This window comes from Aquirufa lenticrescens (assembly GCF_019916085.1).
Taxonomy (GTDB): Bacteria; Bacteroidota; Bacteroidia; order Cytophagales; family Spirosomataceae; genus Aquirufa; species Aquirufa lenticrescens.
Map to the genome: position 1 here is coordinate 1954103 of NZ_CP049834.1, position 20419 is coordinate 1974521.

Here is a 20419-nt window from a genome sequence, read left to right on the forward strand (position 1 = left end):
CTATGAAGAAGATACTTCCTATTTTCATCCCGCTTTCCTTATTGGTTGTTTGGTTTATGCACGGTTCTGATCTGCAGAATCAAATCAATTACCAGGAGGGAGATTTGCAGCCTTCCGCTTTGCAGCGTAAAGTAGAAAGCAAAGTGTTCGAAATTTTGAGCAATTACCATTACCGCAAGGTGCCGGTAAATGACTCCTTGTCTTCGAAGATATTTGATTCCTACATAAAGCAATTAGACCCGAATAAGGTGTTCTTTTTAGCGGAGGATATCAATGATATAGAAAAGTATCGTTTTGCAATCGATGAGGCGTTGAATTTAGGAGATTTAACTCCTGCATTTCAAATTTATAACGTATACCAAAAAAGGATGAAGGCTCGCTATGCTTTCATTACTGCACAATTGGATAAACCAACAGATTTTACTGTAGATGAAACCTACCAGCCAAATCGCGAGAAAGCGACTTGGGCAAAATCGGAGGCGGAGTTGGATGATTTTTGGCGTAAAGATTTAAAACGACAATTGTTAGACTGGAAAATTGGTGGTAAGGCAGACACTACGTCGGTACGCGAATTAAAAGAGCGTTACAAGCGGACGGAGAAGTATATGGCCAAAACGAAGTCAGAAGACGTTTTCCAAGTCTTTATGAATGCCTACACGGAGAGTATTGATCCGCATACAACCTACATGATTCCTAAGGCAGCGGAAGAATTCAATAAGGATATGTCTCAAAGTTTCGAAGGAATAGGGGCTACGCTTCGTCTAGAAGGCGATTATGTGAGTATTGTGGATTTAGTTCCAGGAGGGCCAGCCTACCGCAGCAAGCAAGTGAATCCGAAGGATCGCATCGTGGGTGTAGCGCAAGGAGAGGATGGGAAATTTGTCGATATCATCGGTTGGTTTACCGATGATGCGGTGAAATTAATTCGTGGTCCTAAAGGAACCGTGGTTCGCTTAAAGATATTGCCCGCCTCTGGTGTGACAGGCTCACCGACTACAGAAGTCCGCATCGTCCGTGAGAAGATTAAATTAGAAGAGCAGACCGCTAAGAAAGAAATTTTGTTTCAAAAACAAGGCGACAAAACTATTAAAATCGGTTTAATCACGATCCCAATGTTCTACCGTGATTTCGAAGGCGCTCGTAATAATGAAGCAGGTTTTAAATCAACTTCGGCGGATGTGCGCAAGTTTTTAGTGGAGTTCAAGAAAGAAGGTATTGATGCCTTGTTAATTGATTTGCGTAACAATGGAGGAGGATCCTTGATTGAAGCTGTTGATTTAACCGGTTTATTTATCACGTCTGGACCAGTGGTTCAGCGTAAAGAATCAACGGGCCAAATTACCCAAGAAAATGATGAGAATCCAGAATTAGTTTACGATGGCCCTATGGCAGTTTTGATCAACCGTTTCTCTGCATCTGCTTCGGAAATTTTTGCTGGAGCCATTCAAGATTACCAACGCGGTATCATCGTGGGAGAGCAATCCTATGGAAAGGGAACGGTTCAAAGCGTACTAGATTTAAGTCGTTTCGTTCGATCTGAGAAGGAAAATCCTGGTGTTTTGAAAATCACGTTAGAGAAATTCTACCGTATTACTGGAAGTTCTACTCAACACAAAGGCGTGAGCCCTGATTTCGCGTTGCCATCTGCTTTCTCTGCGGAGGAATTTGGCGAAAGCTCACAACCAAGTGCGTTGCCTTGGGATATGATTCGTTCTACGACGTTTACGAAGACGGGAAAAGTAAATCCAGCGACGGTTAAAACGTTGCAGGTAGCTTTCCAAAATCGTTTGAAAACGAAACCTGAGCTATTGAAACTGAAAGAGGATTTAGAGCGTTGGAAGAAATTAAAGGAAACGAATTCGATTGCCTTGCAATATGATAAGCGCAAGAAGGAATTAGACGACCAAAAGAAAAAGCCAGATGAGACTACTGCAGTGATGGAAGCGATGGCGGGAGAGGCAGCAACGGATGTAGAGGGCAAAAAAGCGGAGTCGAAAGAAAAAGATAAGCACGCGAAAGATACGTATTTGAAAGAGACGCAGCAGATTATTGCGGATTGGCTGAAAGGACCAATGGCAAGCGTAAAACCAGTGGCTAAAAAATAATGAAAGCGTTAACCGATGTATTGGTAGAATCTTCGCAACTGGTTCGAGAGACCGGACGATGGATTCTGCAGCAATCATCGCAGTTTACGAGTTCGGATATTATCTACAAAGGAACGAATGATTTAGTTTCGTTTGTGGACCAGCAGGCTGAAGCAAAATTAAAGCAAGGTCTTTCGGCTATTTTTCCAGAGGCTGACTTTATCGCGGAGGAAACTTCATCCAATTATGAGGAAGTAGGAGATGGTTATTATTGGGTAATTGATCCTTTGGATGGCACCACGAATTTCCTGCACAAATTACCCGTATTTGCGGTTTCGGTGGGTTTGATTCTGAATAAACAGCCCATTCTAGGTTTAATATATGAACCGAATCGCGATGAATTATTTACGGCGGTAAAGGGCCACGGAGCGCATTTGAATGGCAAACCCATCCAAGTTTCCCCTGAAAATTCGCTTGCTAAGTCCTTACTGGCTACCGGATTTCCCTATTATGATTTCTCATACCAAGACCGCTATTTAGATTTATTGAAGGAACTAATGCGTTCCTCGCACGGTTTAAGACGCATGGGTGCGGCGGCCATTGATTTAGCGTATACGGCTTGTGGGCGTTTTGAAGGTTTTTTTGAGGCTAATTTGAAGCCCTGGGATGTCGCTGCAGGTAAAATTATTATCGAAGAAGCAGGAGGAATGGTGACCAATTTTTCGGGTGGCCAAGACGTTATTTTTACGGGTGAAATTATAGGTGCAGGTCCCATATTCTCGGAATTTTTAGGAACTTTGCAGTCTAAGTGGTTTGATTAATATGGAAAACGGGATCATCTTTTTGGTATTTGCTGCGGCGCTCGTTTATTTAGTTCGCCTAGTATACAATCAGTTTTGGGGTAAGAATGCAGGAAACTGTGCCAAAGGCTGTGGAACTTGCGCGGCTTCTTCCACCATCGATAAAATGAACAGTGAAAGAAGCTAATTCCGGTAAAACATTCGATTTTCAGATCATTAAACGGTTATACGGCTTTATTCAGCCCTACCGTTTTCGCTTTTGGTTTCTCGTATTTTTGATTCTTTGTATGGCGGGGATTTCACCCGTTGTGCCCTTACTCATACGCTATACCTTAGATAATTACTTAGGCTTGACTTTCGCCTCCGATTTAGTTCGTATGCTCGGTTGGATGCTGGGAGCACTTTTATTACAAACAGGTCTGCAGTTTTCTACCTCTTATTTAGCTGGTTACTTAGGCCAAACCGTCATCCGCGATATTCGTATTCAATTGTATGAAAAGATCGTTAATCTGCGATTAGCCTTCTTTGATGCGACGCCTATCGGGCGTTTAGTAACGAGGACGGTGTCAGATATTGAAACATTGAATGATGTCTTTTCAGAAGGTTTAGCTTCCATTGCTGGTGATTTACTACAATTATTTCTGATTTTAGGGGTGATGTTTTATGCGGATTGGCGCTTGACCTTGATCATCATTGCGACAGTTCCTTTCATGGTCTTTTCGACCTATGTGTTCAAGGAATATATTAAGAAGTCATTTAATGAGGTTCGGACGGCGGTAGCTAATCTAAATTCCTTTGTACAGGAGCATATCTCTGGAATGTTAATCGTCCAAATGTTCCACGCTGAAAAGCAAGAATTAGCGAAATTCAACCGTATTAACGAAGAGCATCGCGATGCCAATATTCGAGGTATTTTGGCTTATTCGGTCTTTTTTCCGGTAGCTGATGTTATTGCAGCAATTGGAACGGGGCTTGTAGTGTGGGCTGCGTCTACCTATATCGTGAAAGAAGAGATGGGAGTGGGGACATTGACTGCATTCATTATGTTCATTAACTTGTTTTACCGTCCCATTCGAATGCTAGCGGATCGTTTCAATACCCTACAAATGGGGATTGTGTCAACGGAGCGCATTTTAACCCTTTTGGATTCGACAGATTATATCCAAAATAACGGTACAATTGAGGCGGATCACATCGATGGTAAAATTGAATTTTCGGATGTTACTTTCGCGTATCAGGAGCCTGAATGGGTAGTTAAAAATGTGAGCTTTACGGTGGAAGCGGGCAAAACCTGTGCTATTGTGGGAGCGACAGGAGCAGGTAAATCGTCTATTATAGGTCTTTTAGGGCGTTTGTATGATTGCCAAAGCGGTGAAATTAACATCGATGGCGTTCCTCTAACCTCTTACGAAATTGGCTCTTTGCGTAAAAATATCGCCGTTGTTTTGCAGGATGTATTCTTGTTTAGCTCATCAATTGCATACAATATTCATTTAGGAGACGAATCCATCACGAATGAAAAAATGGTAGAAGCCGCGAAAGCGGTGGGTGTCCATGATTTCATTCTTTCACTACCGGGTGGCTATGATTATGAGGTTAAAGAGCGCGGAGCGACCTTAAGTGTGGGACAAAGGCAGTTGATTTCGTTTGTACGTGCTTTGGTCCATAACCCGAAGATTATTGTCTTAGATGAAGCTACATCCTCCGTGGATTCTGAGACGGAAGTGTTGATTCAGCAAGCCATTTCTACGTTGATGAAAGGGCGTACTGCCGTGGTGATTGCCCATCGTCTGTCTACCATTCGGAATTCAGATCAAATTTTAGTGATGGACAAAGGCGAAATTAAGGAACGGGGTACACAGGATGAATTATTGGCTTTGGATGGTTTATATGCGCAACTCTATCATCTACAATTCAGAAAATAAACGTATCTTTGCGGGCTTATGAATTTGAAAAATAAAATAGTAGTTTGTTTAATCGCCTTAATCGGTTTAAGTGCGTGTGGTAAGTTCGAGAAGTTCAGAAAGAGCGCGAGCGTAACAACGAAATACAAAGCCGCTGTCGATTATTACAAGAAAAAAGAATTTGATAAGGCTGGAATCCTTTTTGATGAGGTTTTGCCGTTGCTGACGGGAGATTCAACCCAGGAAATGGCTACTTTTTATCAGGCTAAATGTGACTTTGAATTAGCTAATTATACCGTTGCAAATACACACTTCAAGCGTTTTTCAGAGGTTTTCTCTCGTTCTGAATTTGCAGAAGAATCCATTTATATGGCTGCCTTCTCATTGTATAAAGATTCACCTAATTTCAATTTAGATCAAACAGGTACTTTGTCCGCCATTAACGAATTGCAGAGTTATTTGAACAATTATCCGGATTCAAAATACCGCGAAGATTGTAGTTTGATGATCAAGGATCTTCGTAAGAAATTAGAGAAAAAAGCCTACGAAAAGGCGAAGCTGTATTACAAGACGTCACCATTTAATATTGCGTCATTGAAGTCAGCCGTTATCGAGATTACGAATTTTCAACGTGACTTCCCTGATTCCGACTACAATGAGGAGATGGCCTATTTCAAGGTAGTTTCCCAGTTTGATTTGGCAAAAAGTACAGTTGAATTCAAACAAAAAGAGCGATATGAGGAAGTATTAAAGTTTTATTTAGAATTCATTGATAAATACCCACAAAGCTCTTATCTGAAAACGGCTGAAAAATGGTACACGACGAGTCAAAATGAAGTGACCCGTATCGCTAAATTAGAAGCTGAATACAAAGCATTGCAGGAAAAAGAGAAGTCGAATACTTCGAAAATTGCTACGAGCCCGCAATAGTATTTCTTAAAAATTAACGTTAAATTTGCAATCTTAAATTATATAGAGATGTCTAAGACTCCAACAAATCCATCCATCATTACACGTGATGTAGACAAGATCGCTGCTAAAACTGGTAACGTTTACGAATCAATTACAATCGTAGGACAACGTGCCCGTCAGATTTCTAGCAAGATGAAAGAAGAATTATCAGGTAAATTATCTGAGTTCGCTTCTTCTGTAGATAATCTAGAAGAGATTTTTGAGAACCGTGAGCAAATCGAAATCTCAAAATACTACGAGCGTATGCCTAAGCCTTCGGCTTTAGCTATCGATGATTTTTTAGCTGATAAAGTTGATTTCAGAAACCGCGAAGAAGGTACAACTGAAAACTAATCAACACTGATTTTAACGATCGATCATGAAATCAATACGATTTCTGTTGATATTCCTTTTAAGTTCTTGGGCTGTTCAAGCTCAAGAACTTTTAACTTCCATTAGTATCAGTACCGAGCAATTACAGCTCGATCAGCAGCGAGGCGGTTCTCAAGTCTACGCTGAATTACAAAGAACGATGCAGGAATTTATGAATGGCCGGAGATGGTCATCAGATAATTTTGCGACGGAAGAAAAAATCAAACTCAACATCAATTTACTGTTAACAAAATCCTCAGCGCAAGGTGATATTGAAGCTACTGCGCGTGTGCAAGTGTTGCGTCCTGTTTTTGGCACTTCTTATGAGACTGTATTGTTAAATTTAGTAGACAAGAATTTCAATTTCAAGTACCAATTAGGCACGCCCATCACCTACAATGACAATAGTTTCTCTGATAATCTGAGTTCGTTGATGGCCTTTTATGCCTATTTGGGATTAACGTATTCTTACGATTCTTTTGGACCTCGTGGTGGAGAACCATTCGTGCAGAAGTTGAATAATCTAACGAATCTAGCCCAAAATTCGGGTTCAGGATGGGGTGTTATCTCCGATGTGCGAAGCAGAATGGGAGTCTCGGAAAACTTGATTAATCAAAATCTTCAACCGATGCGTGATGTCTATTATGATTACCATCGAGTTTATTTAGACAAAATGTCTGAGAATCCAGATGCCGCCAGAAAAGGTATGTTAGAGATTTTGAAATCGATTCGTCAAATCAATTCATTGCGTCCTGGTGCGGCTAGTATTCGGGTCTTTTTTGATGCCAAATCAGAAGAAATTATTTCCCTTCTCGATGAAGCCCTGCCGGCAGAACGCCAGCAAGCATTTACGTATTTGAGTACGTTAGATCCGATTAGGACGGAGGCTTATCGCAGATTATTAAAATAGCGAGCTGCTTCGTAGCAGTAGCCAAGTTGATTGTGGTCATTCCACAGTAGTCGCAAGTGGCTTAGTAATTAGTCCGAAGAATAAAAGAGGTTTTTTGAATGAAATTCCCGAACCTAAAATTTTGTTTGGCTGAGAGTATTTTAAAAAGCAATTCAGAAAATTATTGCGCAGCACAATTTTCAAATTGTTATTTAAAATGCCTCAGCTTATTTTGTTATAGATAAGGGTTTCAACTCAAAAACCGCCACCAATTCCGTCTTATCCGTCACCTTATTTCGATTATCAATTCGCTGTCCTAGAATCCAGGCAACAGAACCTTTGCTTAACAGAATTTGGGTATTCTTTTTGATAGCTAAGGGTACTTTCTTATCCGTAAGGAAGTCGGAGATTAATTTCTTCTGATTCATTCCTAAAGGGCAAAACCAATCACCTTCTTGTACTTTGCGGATTTCTAATGGAAAATCGAGTGTATCTGCATCTAAACAAGCCACATTCGGATCAGTGATGGCTTTCCAGTCTGCGGTTCGTTCTTCGATGAATATATGCAATTCCTGATTTCCGATTTGTATCACTTCATCATCTTCTGAGATAACGATGGGTTTATAATCCGCTTGGCTTTTGAGAGATAAAATCCATTGACCTCTATCGACATTTAGGCTATGGCTTGGTGATTCGAAAATGGCTCCTACTTTATCAGTCTGTAAGATAGCTTCGATGGAGGCTGAATTGAAATGGTAGCTGAGTAATAGTTCAGTAAGTAAAACGGTACTTTTAGGCGTAATTGAAGGAATTTTGACCGTTACATTCCCAGTCGTATCAGTAGAGCTGTTTTCGCTGATAAAACCCTGTAATTCTTCTTGCATCCAGGCCTCGATTCCTTTGATTTTTGAGCTAGTGGCTGCGAGAGTTTGCTCGAAATGGGCGTTAAGTTCTTGGAACTTGGGCATTATTTCATGGCGAATGAAATTGCGTTGGTATTTATTGGATTCGTTCGATGAATCTTCGCGCCAAGCCAATTTATGAGCGACTACAAAGTCAAAAATCGCATCTTGGCTGGCAAATGATAAGGGACGTATTAATTTTCCTGATTTGATAGGAATTCCATGAAAGCCGGCGATTCCAGTGCCTCGAACGAGATTAATTAGCATCGTTTCTGCACTGTCTAATTGGTGGTGACCGGTCGCAATAAAATCATAACCTTCTTTTACGCGGATTTCTTCGAACCATTGGTAGCGCAAAATACGGGCGGCCATTTGGGTAGAGATCTTTTCTTGAGCGGCGAAAGCGTTAGTATCGAAACAGATGGTATGATAGGGCACTTTAAGGGTTTTGGCGAATTTCTTCACGAAAACCTCGTCCGCTAACGATTCTTCACCCCGAAGGCTGAAGTTGACGTGGGCAATTCCAAATTTGAATTTGGCCAAAGAAAAAAGCTTACTCAATACAATCGAGTCGATTCCTCCGCTTACGGCGATCAAAATTTTCTGATCAGGTTGGAATAAATTCTCTTTTTGGACAAAATGGATAAAATCTTCCAGCATAAAAATGGTAAATTGCGTGATCAATGGAGCTACGAAATTAGCGATTCAATTTCAAGATGCGTTACAAAGGTTGGATTTTCCTGGTATTTCTTCTCAGTTTGTCGTTTTTCGCACAAGCACAGGGGCAGCTTTTACAAGTCATTCGAGCGGACAGTTTGAATGGGATGCAACAAGAATTAATTGTGCGTAAGACCCTCATAGGTCGTGTATTATTGCAACAAGGAACGACTACACTTTATTGTGATCAGGCTGTCTTAAATTCAACAACGAATAACGTAGAAGCCTATGGGCATGTGCGTATCATTCAAGCGGATACGGTCACCATTACGGGGGATACGGCATTATATAATGGCAATATGCGCCAGGCCTATATAAGTGGAAGAGTGAAATTGGATGATCATACGATTATCTTGAATACGCCCAAATTAGACTATGATTTAAACTCTAAAATGGCCATCTATCATTCAGGGGCTAAGATTATCGACAAAAAATCCACCTTAACCAGTCGCGAAGGATTTTACAATACCACCACAAAGAACTTTTTATTTAAAGAAAAGGTCCGCGTCATCGATAAAGAGGGAGGTTCTGTGAAAGCAGATTCATTGAAATATAACACGCTTTCTAAGGAAGCCTTTTTTATCGCACCTACGGAAATTGTGACGAAAAAGGATACCGTCATTACAAGCCGCGGATTCTACAATACGATCACGAAAGTGTCGAATTTTACGGGTCGTTCGACGGCAAAAACCGACGAATATATTCTCACAGCAGATACCTTATTTTACGATTCTCCTACCCAAATTGGGGTGGCAAAAGGGAAGGTTGAATTCGTTAGCCAAAAAGAAAAGGTAATCCTGAAAGGTGACAATGGGCGTTATGCGGGTAAGACAGGAATTACCCGGGTTTATGGCCATGCCTGGATGCAGAACATCATGGAGAAAGACACGCTATATTTGACGGCGGATACCCTCGTTTCTGTTAATATAAAAAAAGATTCGATTCGAAAGTTATTTGCCTATAAAAATGTCCTCATATACAAGTCAGATTTATCTGGCAGATGCGATTCGCTAGGTTACAATGTGCAGGATTCGATTATTCATTTCTACCAAAAACCGATTCTTTGGACCCAGGATTCGCAATCTCAAGCGGATTCCATTTCCTTATTTATGGGAAATCAGAAGCTAAAGGAAATGCGTTTGCGTGGCAAGTCATTTGTGATCTCTATCGATTCAGCGAACCACTACAACCAGATTAAGGGAAGGAAAGTCTGGGTGCATTTCAAAGAGGATTCTAAATTAAATCGAGTAAATGTAGAGGGGAATGGGGAGAGTATTTATTATGTTATCGATGATAAGAAAGTAACCACTGGATTAAATCGGGTGGAGTGCAGTCGAATGAACTTGTTTTTCGAGGATAACAAGGTGAAGAAAATTGCCTTTATCACGAAGCCAGAGGCGAAGTTTGTACCTCCCAAAGAATGGAAAGGCGACCTACAAGAATTAGATGGATTCCGCTGGCGGATCTCTGAAAAGCCATCCCTCCAAACGATTCTGAAAAGAGTCGAATACCCAGTTCTTGTTAAAAAACCTTAAAAAGGACAGAGCGGTCTGAAATTGTACTAATTTCGTCTCAACGATTTGAGAATGAAAATAGTATTGCGACATATCACTTTAATTTTAGTCCTGGCCACTTTGGTAGGATTTAAAAATGATCCCTATTTATTTCAGGGTGATCGCATTTTTGTTTCTCATTTATATCCCAATCCTGCTGCTGAATATGCCTTGGTAGATTACCAGTATTCGGGCAATAACCAAGAGGTCAAAATTGCGATTTATAATGTCTTAGGATTGGTAGTGAAGGAAGTCGAATTGGACAAAGAGGATCGCAACGCTAAAATCTCTTTACGCGAATTGAATAGTGGCCTTTACATGTACCAGTTACTTGTAGATGGGAAACCGGTCGCCACGAAGAAGTTGATGGTACGTAAACAATAAAAAAAGAGCCGCTCAATTCGCGGCTCTTTTGATTTGTCTTAAAGACATGTCTTAAAATCCTCCCACCGTTCTTTTAATGAAGGCTGTCAAATCAGCCCCCGTTAACAGATTTTGCGATAGTAAGGCTAGGTCTGAGATTTGTTTCGCTAGCGCTTTTTGTTCGCTCTCGTCTTTCAAATCAGCTAGTTTACTAATCAATGGGTGGTTTGCGTTGATGGTGATGTTATAAGTGTTTGGCATAGCTCCAAACATGCCCATTCCGCCACCGCCAGTCTTCGACATGTCACTCATTCTACGCATAAACTCGTTTTGAGTTACGATTGCGGGTAATTCATCGGGTGACATCGCTTCCACGGCTACCACTTTTTGTTTGTCATTCAGAGTTTCTTCGAAGACTTTCTTTACGCTCTCTTTTTGCGCATCAGATAAAATCGCTTCTAATGTAATCCCCGTATCAATTAATTTGTCGACCGCATCAGCATCTACACGCTTCCATTGCGTCTTTTCTAATTTAGACTCCATCGTGTTAATGAAGTGGCTGTCGATCAGGGTATCTAATTTAATGACTGAATAACCTTTGTTTTGGGCGGATTGAATAAAGGCATCTTGTTGCTCGACGTCGGTGGTATACAAGAAAATCTTGTTTCCGTCCTTGTCTGTTTGGGCAGCTTGCACCTCTTCACTGTATTCGTCTAACGTGAAATACTTGTTATTCGTATCTTGAACTAGACAAAAATCTTTTGCTTTCTCTAAGAATTTCTCATCCGAGATCATTCCGTACTTGATGAATAAACCGATATTCGCGAACTTCTCTTCGAAAGCAGGACGATCCGATTTGAATAATTCAGCTAATTTATCTGCTACTTTTTTAGTGATATACGAATTGATTTTCTTCACGTTCGAATCTGCTTGTAAGAACGAGCGAGATACATTCAATGGAATATCTGGTGAGTCGATGACCCCGTGCAATAACATCAAGAATTCAGGAACGATGTCTTTGACCTCATCGGTGATGAATACCTGACGGCTGTAAAGGGAGATTTTTTCGCGTTGCAACTGCATCTCGTTCTTTACTTTTGGGAAATATAAAATACCCGTCAAATTAAACGGATAGTCCACATTTAAGTGAATCCAGAACAAAGGCTTCTCTTGGAATGGATATAATTCCTCGTAGAATTTCAAGTAATCCTCGTCTGTTAAATCAGAAGGAGATTTAGTCCAAATCGGGTTCGGGTTATTAATTACCTTATCGCCAAACTCAATCTCAATCGGCAAGAACTTGCCGTATTTCTCCAAGATCGACTTTAATTTAAACTCCTCTAAAAACTCCTCTGAGTCTTCTGCGATGTGCAAGATGATGTCTGTTCCGCGGGTCTTCTTTTTAGCTGGTCCAATCGTGTATTCCGTAGAACCATCGCACTTCCAAGTAGCTGCTTCAGAACCCTCTTGATATGATTTTGAAATGATCTCCACTTCTTTTGCCACCATGAAGGCAGAATAGAATCCTAGACCAAAATGTCCGATAATTCCTTTGTCATCCCCTTGGTCCTTGTATTTCTCTACGAATTCAGTGGCCCCAGAGAAGGCGATTTGGTTAATGTATTTCTTGATTTCTTCTGCGGTCATACCGATACCGTTGTCAGAAATCGTGATAGTCTTTTTGTCTTTGTCAAAACTCACTTTCACCTTCAGTTCTCCCAATTCGCCGTTAAATTCACCAATGGAACTTAATCGCTTGATTTTTTGGGACGCATCTACGGCATTTGAAACTAGCTCACGAAGGAAAATCTCGTGATCCGAATAGAGAAATTTCTTGATGATGGGAAAAATGTTCTCGGTGTGAATGGAGATGTTACCTGTTTCTTTCATATTTTTTAAAATTAATAATCCTAAATTTGGTCTACCTTTTGCAATTTTAATTCCAAGACGGCGGGAGGTGTCACATTGTCAGATTACTATGTCAAAATCAAAATTACGTCAAGAAGATAATTGCCTCAATTGTGGCCAAAAAGTGCATACTCGTTTTTGCTCCCATTGTGGTCAAGAAAACAAAGAGCCTTACGAGACATTTTGGGGATTACTGGTTCACTTTGTCGAGGATATTTTTCATTATGACGGGAAGTTATTTTCTACTATCAAAATTCTCTTTACCAAACCTGGATTTTTATCTTCCGAGTACCTGAATGGAAAACGTACGACGTATTTACATCCGATTCGTTTCTATTTATTTACGTCCGCTTTTTTCTTTATTTGTCTGTTTTATGTGTTTCACCCTTTGGAGAAATACCTTGAAAATCCGGCAACGAAAAAGGAAGCGTCAGTCCCCGTTATTTCCTTTAAAAATGAGTTAATGAAGGATCAGAAGGGAAATCCTAAAACCTTTCAAGATTATCTACTTGTTCAATCAAAATTGCCTGCTGCTAAAAGAGACTCAGAATTAGAACAAAAAATGGTCAAACAGGCGTATAGTATTGGGGAGGAATATACTAATTCAGAGGATTTATTGAAGGCGCTGGCAGATACGATGCTGCATAAAATGTCAACCATCTTATTTATTGCTCTGCCGCTTTTAGCTTTTATTCTGCAATTAGTGTTTATCAGAAGGAAGGGCTTTTATTATATGCACCATGGAATCTTTGTATTGCATTTGACAACTAGTTTATTTTTAGTTCTTTTCGTGACGGATGTGTTGGGTTTAGCAGCTTTAGCGCTTCATACGGATTGGATTAGTTCGATTTCGTCCTGGCTAGTTTTTGCTTGGTTTGTTTATTATTTCGTTGCATTTAAACGTTTTTATCGGTTAACAAGTGGGAAAGCTGTGCTTTATTTTATGGCCACGGCTTTTTTACAGAATATGTTAATGTTAGTCATTTTCTTAGGTCTACTTATCTTCTCATTCTTTAGTCTGTGAAAAAAATAGTCTTTTTATTGTGTCTAGCTTTCGCAGTAAACGCCCAGCAGGAGACCTTGCGAATGGCCTATCCATTTCTTCCTTTAGCCATTAATCCGGCAGATGCGGGAGCGCTGAAGATTTTTTCTGCCAAAGGGGTTTTTCGCAAAAAGCCTCTTTTCCAAACCATTGGTGGAGCTTCCTCCTCACAACAATTGATGAGCATTGATATGCCTTTGCAAAAGGGGAGCTGGGGCTTGGGGTTTTTGGGATACAATACAGATCAATCTTATGCGACTCCATCAGGCATGATTTCATCAAATCTAGGTTTAGCTGTGGTCGGTTCTAAGCATGAGTTTTGGGGAAGAGGAAATCAACTGAGTTATGGTGTGAATCTAGGTGTTAACCAATATCCAATTCTTGGAAAATCGGGTTCGAGCGAGCTTTTAGGGAGTATTGGGATAGGGGTGACCTATCGAAAAGAAGCATTTATGGTCGGAATTTCGAAGCCTACGAATCGATTTGATGGTTTGGGTGATGCTCCACTTTATGTGCAGGCGTCCTATTATTTCCCGGTGGGTGATTTGCATACACTGAAAGTGGGAACCGTTTTACGAAAAGATCAACAGACAAAAGTCGATTTAAATGCCGTGTTTTGGTTCCAAGAAAAGTTGGGGATAGGATTGTGGTACCAGCAGACGGGATCGGAATTTGGTGATCCAGCTTTAGTAGGTTCACTAGAGGCACCGCTAGGTTTGAATTTTAGGGTAGGCTACTCCTATGATTTTTTAGGTAAAAATGTGTCAACGCTGGGTTCTACCACGACTAGTGAAGCGTCTGGTTTTCATCAAATTTTCCTCCGATATGACCTCGATTTTGGGTTGGGAAAATTGGGGCAATTTAGGCCTTAAAACAATAGGCTAATTATTGGTGATTTTAGGGGAAAAAATTGAAATTATTAAAGAAATTTTAGGGGGCTTTTATAATGGATGAAATTCCTCAGAAATTTGTGCACTTATAGCTAAAAAACCCTCGAAAAATTAGGGGTATTTTGCGGAGCAAATAGTAAATTGCGTAGATTTTAGCATTTATAGATTGTTAAGATTGTACTAAACCAAAACATTGAAACATTTCTTTGGCCTAAAGCCTAGAAAATTAACTTATGGATCCATTTTCCTACGTAGCCAATGCCGATACGCAAGTCATAGCTGACTTGTATGAGGCGTACAAACAAGATCCCAATTCGGTAGATAGCTCTTGGAGAGATTTCTTCAAAGGTTTCGATTTTTCTCAAACCTGGTTAGGCGAGGGAGCTCCTGCGGGCGCTGTTTCAGCTGATTCAAGCCATGTTCAGAAGGAAATGGCGGTTATCTCCTTGATTAAGGCATTCCGTTCAAGAGGCCACTTATTATCTAAAACTAACCCGGTGCGTGAGCGCAAGGATCGTAAGCCACGTTTAGATTTGGCGGATTATTCTTTGTCTGATGCGGATTTAGATACCGTTTTCCAAGCGGGGTCTTTCATGGGTTTAGGTGCAGTGACTTTGCGCACAATTCAAGCAGCTTTACATAAAATCTATGCGGGTTCAGTGGGTTTCGAATATTCGTATATCCGCGACGTGCAGCAAAAAGAGTGGTTGCGTAATAAAATCGAGAAGGAAGCACTTTCATTCAAGCCTACGTTTGAGGAGAAAAAGCACATTCTTCAGAAGATGAATGAGGCCGTTGTTTTTGAGAACTTCTTAGGTACAAAATATTTAGGTCAAAAGCGTTTCGGCTTAGAAGGTGGTGAATCTACTATCGCTGGTTTAGATGCGATTATCAATGTGGCAGCTGATGCGGGTGTAAAAGAGGCGGTAATCGGGATGGCGCACAGGGGTCGTTTGAACGTTTTGGCAAACATCATGCACAAATCATACGAAGCAATCTTTGATGGTTTCGAAGGGAATGTGCCTCATGAGATTCATGGAGATGGTGACGTAAAATACCACCTAGGTTATTCAAGCAAACATATTTCTCCCAAAGGAAGCGAGATTTCGTTGAAATTAGCTCCTAATCCATCGCACTTAGAAGCGGTAAATCCTTTAGTTGAGGGTTTCTGCCGTGCGAGTGCAGATGCGCATTATAAAGGAGATTACGATAAAGTATTGCCTATTTTAATTCACGGAGATGCGGCGGTAGCTGGTCAAGGTATCGTTTATGAGGTAACTCAGATGGCGAAATTAAAGGGTTACGGGACAGGTGGAACGATCCACTTTGTGATCAATAACCAGGTAGGTTTTACAACTGATTTTGAAGATGCTCGTTCGGCGATTTATTGCACGGATGTAGCTAAAATCATCGATGCACCGGTATTCCACGTGAATGGAGATGATCCAGAAGCAGTGGTATTTGTGTCTCGTATGGCGGCAGAATACCGTCAAGAATTTAACCGCGATGTATTTGTGGATATGGTTTGTTACCGTCGTAATGGCCACAATGAATCAGATGAGCCTCGTTTTACGCAGCCTACTTTGTACGCGAACATCACGAATCATCCAAATCCACGCGAGGTTTACACACAACAATTAATCAAGAACGGTGAGATTGAGGCTAAATTAGCCGAAGAAATGGATTCTGCTTTCAAAGCAGAATTGCAGGCTCGTTTAGATATGGTGAAGCAAAAAGTGAGCCCACCCTATGTTCCCTTGAAATTAGATAACCGCTGGTCAGCGCTTCGTTTCTCCAACGAAACAGATTTCGATTCGTCTCCTAAAACGGCGATCTCGAAAGAAGTGATTGATTCAGTAGCGAAAGCCTTGACTTCTTTGCCAAAAGGTTTTACTGCCTTAAAGCAAATCGAAAAAGTAATTGCAGATCGCAAAGGATATTTCGAAAAAGGCCAATTAAACTGGGCAACGGCTGAATTATTAGCGTATGGTTCACTTCTTTTAGAAGGCAAACCAGTTCGTTTATCTGGTCAAGATGTGCAACGTGGTACGTTCTCTCACCGTCACGTCGTATTACACGATGCGAACACGAATGAGAACTACAATTCGTTAAACCACATCAAAGAGGGGCAAGAGCAAGCGCAGATTTACAATTCCTTACTTTCTGAGTACGGCGTATTAGGTTTTGAGTTTGGCTATGCCTTAGCGAATCCAGATGCCTTAGTTATTTGGGAAGCACAATTTGGTGACTTTGCCAATGGTGCTCAAACGATGATTGACCAATTCGTTTCGTCTCACGAATCGAAGTGGGGTACGCAGAATGGTTTAGTGATGTTATTGCCGCACGGGTATGAGGGCCAAGGTCCAGAGCACTCGAATGCGCGTCCAGAACGTTTCTTGCAGTTAGCTGCGGAAAACAATATGATCGTAGCGAACTTAACAACGCCAGCCAATATTTTCCACGCTTTACGTCGTCAATTGACTTGGGATTTCCGTAAGCCATTAGTGGTAATGTCGCCTAAGTCGATCTTCCGTCACCCGAAAGTGGTTTCGCCTATCGAAGAGTTTACGAAAGGTAAATTCCAAGAGGTGATAGGGGATAGCTATGCAGATAAGGCCAAAGTGAAGAAGGTATTACTTTGCTCAGGTAAAGTTTACTTCGATCTATTGGATCGCCAAGAAAAAGATAAGCGCAAGGATGTGGCAATTGTTCGTTTGGAACAATTACACCCATTCCCTACGAAGCAAGTAGACGCAGAATTAGCGAAATACAAAGGAGCTGATGTATTCTTCGTGCAAGAAGAACCGGAAAACATGGGCTACTGGTCGTATGTGATCCGTGAATTTGGCTGGTCTAAATTCAAAGGTTTAGTCGCGCGTAAAAAATCTGCTTCTCCAGCGACTGGATTCTTGAAAGTTCACGGCGTAGAGCAAGCAAACCTAATTAACAAAGCATTCGAATAATAGAATTATTATGGCTATAGAAATGAAAGTGCCCGCTGTGGGCGAGTCGATTACGGAAGTGACCGTTGCTACTTGGAACAAGAAGGAAGGCGATCACGTGAAATTAGACGAGGTTTTGTGCGAATTAGAATCGGACAAAGCGACCTTTGAATTGCCTGCAGAGGCGGAAGGTGTGTTGCATATTGTGGCGAAAGAAGGCGATGTTCTTCCGATAGGCGCGATCATCTGTACGATTGAGGCAGGTGGAGCGACGGCTTCGGTGAAAGTGGCAGATGCTGCACCAGCTGCAACCGTTGCTGAGGCCTCGACGCCAGCACCAGCACCTGCAGCAGCTCCTGCACCAGCGGCGGGTCCTACGTCTGTTTTAGAAGTAAAAGTTCCTGCGGTAGGGGAGTCGATCACGGAAGTGACGGTTTCTGTTTGGAATAAGAAAACAGGGGATAGCGTTTCTTTAGACGAAGTACTTTGCGAATTGGAATCAGATAAAGCGACGTTCGAATTGCCAGCTGAATCAGCGGGTGTATTAGAAATTGTGGCTGAATCAGGAACGGTAGTTCCGATTGGAGGAATTTTGGCAAGAATCACTGTAGGTGGTTCTGTAGCTGTGGCAGCTCCTGCTCCAGCAGCAGCGCCATCTGCTCCAGCAGCTCCAGCTTCTTCTGGGGATGCGACTTATGCAGCTGGTCACCCATCTCCTGCAGCAGCAAAAATATTAGATGAAAAAGGAATCTCCGCTGCTTCGGTAGCAGGTTCTGGCGTAGGTGGACGTATCACGAAAGAGGATGCGGTATCTGCGGTTAAGCCAGCTTCGGCACCGGCTCCAGCTGCTTCTGCTCCAGCAGCACCAGCTGCACCAGCGGGAGGTACGCGTCGCGAAAAAATGAGTTCATTGCGTAAGACAGTGGCTCGTCGTTTAGTTGCAGTGAAGAATGAAACAGCGATGTTGACGACGTTTAACGAAGTCGACATGAAGCCTGTGATGGATCTTCGCGGTAAATACAAAGATAAATTCAAGGAGAAACACGGTGTAGGCTTAGGCTTTATGTCGTTCTTCACAAAAGCAGTTTGCGTGGCTCTAAAAGAGTACCCATCTGTGAATGCAAAAATCGATGGAGACGAAATCGTTTTCCACGATTATTGTGATATTTCCATTGCGGTATCTGCGCCGAAAGGCTTAGTAGTTCCCGTGATTCGTTCTGCGGAAAACTTGTCTCTAGCGGGAATCGAATCAGAAGTGGTTCGTTTAGCAGGTAAGGCACGTGAGAACAAATTGAGCTTAGAGGAAATGAGTGGCGGTACATTCACCATTACGAATGGGGGGGTATTTGGTTCGATGTTATCGACTCCGATTATCAACGCACCACAAGTGGCGATCCTAGGTATGCACAATATCGTAGAGCGTCCGGTAGTGGTAGATGGCCAAATCGTCATCCGTCCTATTATGTATTTAGCACTTTCATATGATCACCGTATTATCGATGGTCGTGAGTCGGTTAGCTTCTTAGTTCGCTTAAAGCAACTTTTAGAGGATCCAGCTCGTTTATTATTAGATATTTAATCAATTGAATAGGCCTTTAGGGGCCTATTCGCTTTCAATCGCCTATATGCAAGATTTTGATGTAGTAGTTATTGGTTCTGGCCCTGGTGGATATGTTTCGGCGATCCGTTCGGCTCAATTAGGTTTCAAAGTGGCCATCATTGAGAAATACGCTGTGATGGGTGGAACTTGTTTAAATGTAGGATGTATTCCTTCCAAAGCGCTTTTGGACTCGTCTGAGCATTATTACAATGCCGTTCATAGCTTCGAAGAGCATGGAATCGATATCACGAAGCCGAAGGTGAACATGGGCCAAATGATCAAGCGTAAAGCGGGGGTGGTTTCGAATTTGAATGCAGGTATATCGTATTTGATGAAGAAAAATAAGATCACCACTTTCCATGGTTTGGGTTCATTTGACTCCGCTAAAACGGTGAAAGTGACGAAAGAAGATGGTTCTTCCGAAGTGATTTCTGCTAAAAATATTATCATCGCAACTGGTTCTAAACCGACAATCTTACCTTTTATCCCGGTGGATAAAGAGCGTATCATTACATCTACGGAGGCCTTAAAGATGAAAGAAGTTCCGAAACACTTAATTGTGATCGGTGCGGGAGTAATTGGTGCTGAATTAGGTTCAGTTTATGCGCGTTTAGGTTCTAAAGTTTCTTTCGTTGAATTTGCGGATAGCATGATTCCTACGATGGACAAGACGATGGGAAAAGAATTACAGAAGTCGATTGCCAAAATGGGCGCCGATTTCTATCTTTCACACAAAGTGACTTCCGCAGCCGTTAAAGGCAAAGAAGTGACAGTGAAAGCGCAAGATTCAGCTGGAAAAGAAGTCGAAATCAAAGGTGACTATTGCCTAGTATGTATCGGTCGTCGTCCATATACAGATGGTTTAAACTTAGCTGCGGCTGGTTTGACTGCTGATGAGCGTGGCCGTGTTGCCGTAGATGAGCATACCCTTCAAACTTCGGTTCCAGGCATTTATGCGATTGGTGACGTCGTTCGTGGTGCGATGTTAGCACACAAAGCGGAGGAAGAAGGAACCTTAGTTGCGGAAGTAATTGCAGGTCAAAAACCACACATCAACTACAATTTAATTCCAGGTGTTGTCTACACATGGCCTGAAGTGGCTTCTGTGGGAAAGACAGAACAAGAATTAAAAGCAGCAGGCATCTCTTACAAAGAAGGTTCATTCCCATTCAAAGCCTTAGGTCGTGCCATTGCATCGGGTGATGTGGATGGCGTGTGTAAAGTGTTAGCAGATGCAACAACTGACGAGATCTTAGGTGTTCACATCATCGGAGCTCGTGCCGCCGATATGATTGCGGAAGCAGTCGTTGCGATGGAATACCGTGCTTCAGCTGAAGATGTAGTTCGCATGTCTCATGCTCACCCGACGTATACGGAGGCGATGAAAGAGGCTTGTTTAGCGGCTACGGCGAAGAGGTCGATACATTCGTAGTGGTTAGATTAGAGATTATAGAGTAGAGAGTATAGATGGGTTCTACCGTTACAGTCATCAAAAAAGGGAG

General features: G+C 41.7%; 16 protein-coding genes. 14 read left to right on the forward strand and 2 right to left on the reverse strand.

Annotated features, from left to right (window positions below):
- Window positions 1–2 precede the first annotated feature (2 nt).
- Genes G9X62_RS08695 through porD form a run of 7 tightly spaced genes read left to right on the forward strand, consistent with a single transcriptional unit; the run spans window position 3 to window position 7021 of the window.
- On the forward strand, window positions 3–2105 hold the full coding sequence (locus tag G9X62_RS08695; protein ID WP_223130333.1) for a carboxy terminal-processing peptidase: 2103 nt from the start codon (window positions 3–5) through the stop codon (window positions 2103–2105).
- Window positions 2105–2905: an inositol monophosphatase family protein gene (locus tag G9X62_RS08700; protein WP_223130334.1), complete on the forward strand. Its 801-nt coding sequence runs from the start codon at window positions 2105–2107 to the stop codon at window positions 2903–2905. The genes G9X62_RS08695 and G9X62_RS08700 overlap by 1 nt, the downstream gene beginning before the upstream one ends.
- A gap of 1 nt (window position 2906) precedes the next feature.
- The gene (locus tag G9X62_RS08705; protein ID WP_223130335.1) at window positions 2907–3071 is read left to right on the forward strand and encodes a FeoB-associated Cys-rich membrane protein; all 165 of its coding nucleotides are present in this window, start codon (window positions 2907–2909) and stop codon (window positions 3069–3071) included.
- Complete coding sequence (locus G9X62_RS08710; protein WP_223130336.1) at window positions 3058–4809, forward strand: ABC transporter ATP-binding protein; 1752 nt, start codon at window positions 3058–3060, stop codon at window positions 4807–4809. Before G9X62_RS08705 ends, G9X62_RS08710 begins: the two co-directional genes overlap by 14 nt.
- Window positions 4810–4833: 24 nt before the next feature.
- The gene (locus G9X62_RS08715) at window positions 4834–5718 is read left to right on the forward strand and encodes an outer membrane protein assembly factor BamD (RefSeq protein ID WP_390654055.1); all 885 of its coding nucleotides are present in this window, start codon (window positions 4834–4836) and stop codon (window positions 5716–5718) included.
- Between the two features lie 48 nt (window positions 5719–5766).
- Window positions 5767–6093, forward strand: a complete 327-nt coding sequence (locus G9X62_RS08720; protein WP_223130338.1) for a DNA-directed RNA polymerase subunit omega — start codon at window positions 5767–5769, stop codon at window positions 6091–6093.
- 25 nt (window positions 6094–6118) lie between these two features.
- A complete protein-coding gene (porD, locus tag G9X62_RS08725) occupies window positions 6119–7021 on the forward strand; it encodes a type IX secretion system protein PorD (protein ID WP_223130339.1) in 903 nt (300 codons plus the stop codon).
- 206 nt (window positions 7022–7227) lie between these two features.
- On the opposite strand, the gene tilS is transcribed toward porD, so the two are convergent.
- A complete protein-coding gene (tilS, locus tag G9X62_RS08730) occupies window positions 7228–8562 on the reverse strand; it encodes a tRNA lysidine(34) synthetase TilS (RefSeq protein ID WP_223130340.1) in 1335 nt (444 codons plus the stop codon).
- Window positions 8563–8618: 56 nt separating this feature from the next.
- Between tilS and G9X62_RS08735 the strand changes: the two genes are divergently transcribed.
- Together G9X62_RS08735 and G9X62_RS08740 are read left to right on the forward strand one after the other, a co-directional pair.
- Entirely contained in the window at window positions 8619–10154 is a 1536-nt protein-coding gene (locus G9X62_RS08735; protein WP_223130341.1) for an OstA-like protein, read from the forward strand.
- A gap of 51 nt (window positions 10155–10205) precedes the next feature.
- Window positions 10206–10556, forward strand: a complete 351-nt coding sequence (locus G9X62_RS08740; RefSeq protein WP_223130342.1) for a T9SS type A sorting domain-containing protein — start codon at window positions 10206–10208, stop codon at window positions 10554–10556.
- A gap of 51 nt (window positions 10557–10607) precedes the next feature.
- Here G9X62_RS08740 and htpG read toward each other — a convergent pair whose 3' ends face one another.
- A complete protein-coding gene (gene htpG / locus G9X62_RS08745) occupies window positions 10608–12425 on the reverse strand; it encodes a molecular chaperone HtpG (RefSeq protein WP_223130343.1) in 1818 nt (605 codons plus the stop codon).
- Between the two features lie 88 nt (window positions 12426–12513).
- On the opposite strand from htpG, the gene G9X62_RS08750 reads away from it, so the two are divergent.
- The 5 genes from G9X62_RS08750 (at window position 12514) to lpdA (ending at window position 20349) form a co-directional block, all read left to right on the forward strand.
- Entirely contained in the window at window positions 12514–13467 is a 954-nt protein-coding gene (locus G9X62_RS08750) for a DUF3667 domain-containing protein (RefSeq protein WP_223130344.1), read from the forward strand.
- Window positions 13464–14357, forward strand: coding sequence for a type IX secretion system membrane protein PorP/SprF (locus G9X62_RS08755; protein ID WP_223130345.1), 894 nt, complete (start codon window positions 13464–13466; stop codon window positions 14355–14357). Before G9X62_RS08750 ends, G9X62_RS08755 begins: the two co-directional genes overlap by 4 nt.
- Window positions 14358–14608: 251 nt before the next feature.
- The gene (locus tag G9X62_RS08760; protein WP_223130346.1) at window positions 14609–17338 is read left to right on the forward strand and encodes a 2-oxoglutarate dehydrogenase E1 component; all 2730 of its coding nucleotides are present in this window, start codon (window positions 14609–14611) and stop codon (window positions 17336–17338) included.
- A gap of 10 nt (window positions 17339–17348) precedes the next feature.
- Window positions 17349–18896, forward strand: a complete 1548-nt coding sequence (gene odhB / locus G9X62_RS08765; RefSeq protein ID WP_223130347.1) for a 2-oxoglutarate dehydrogenase complex dihydrolipoyllysine-residue succinyltransferase — start codon at window positions 17349–17351, stop codon at window positions 18894–18896.
- A gap of 46 nt (window positions 18897–18942) precedes the next feature.
- The gene (lpdA, locus tag G9X62_RS08770) at window positions 18943–20349 is read left to right on the forward strand and encodes a dihydrolipoyl dehydrogenase (RefSeq protein WP_223130348.1); all 1407 of its coding nucleotides are present in this window, start codon (window positions 18943–18945) and stop codon (window positions 20347–20349) included.
- Window positions 20350–20419: the final 70 nt, after the last annotated feature.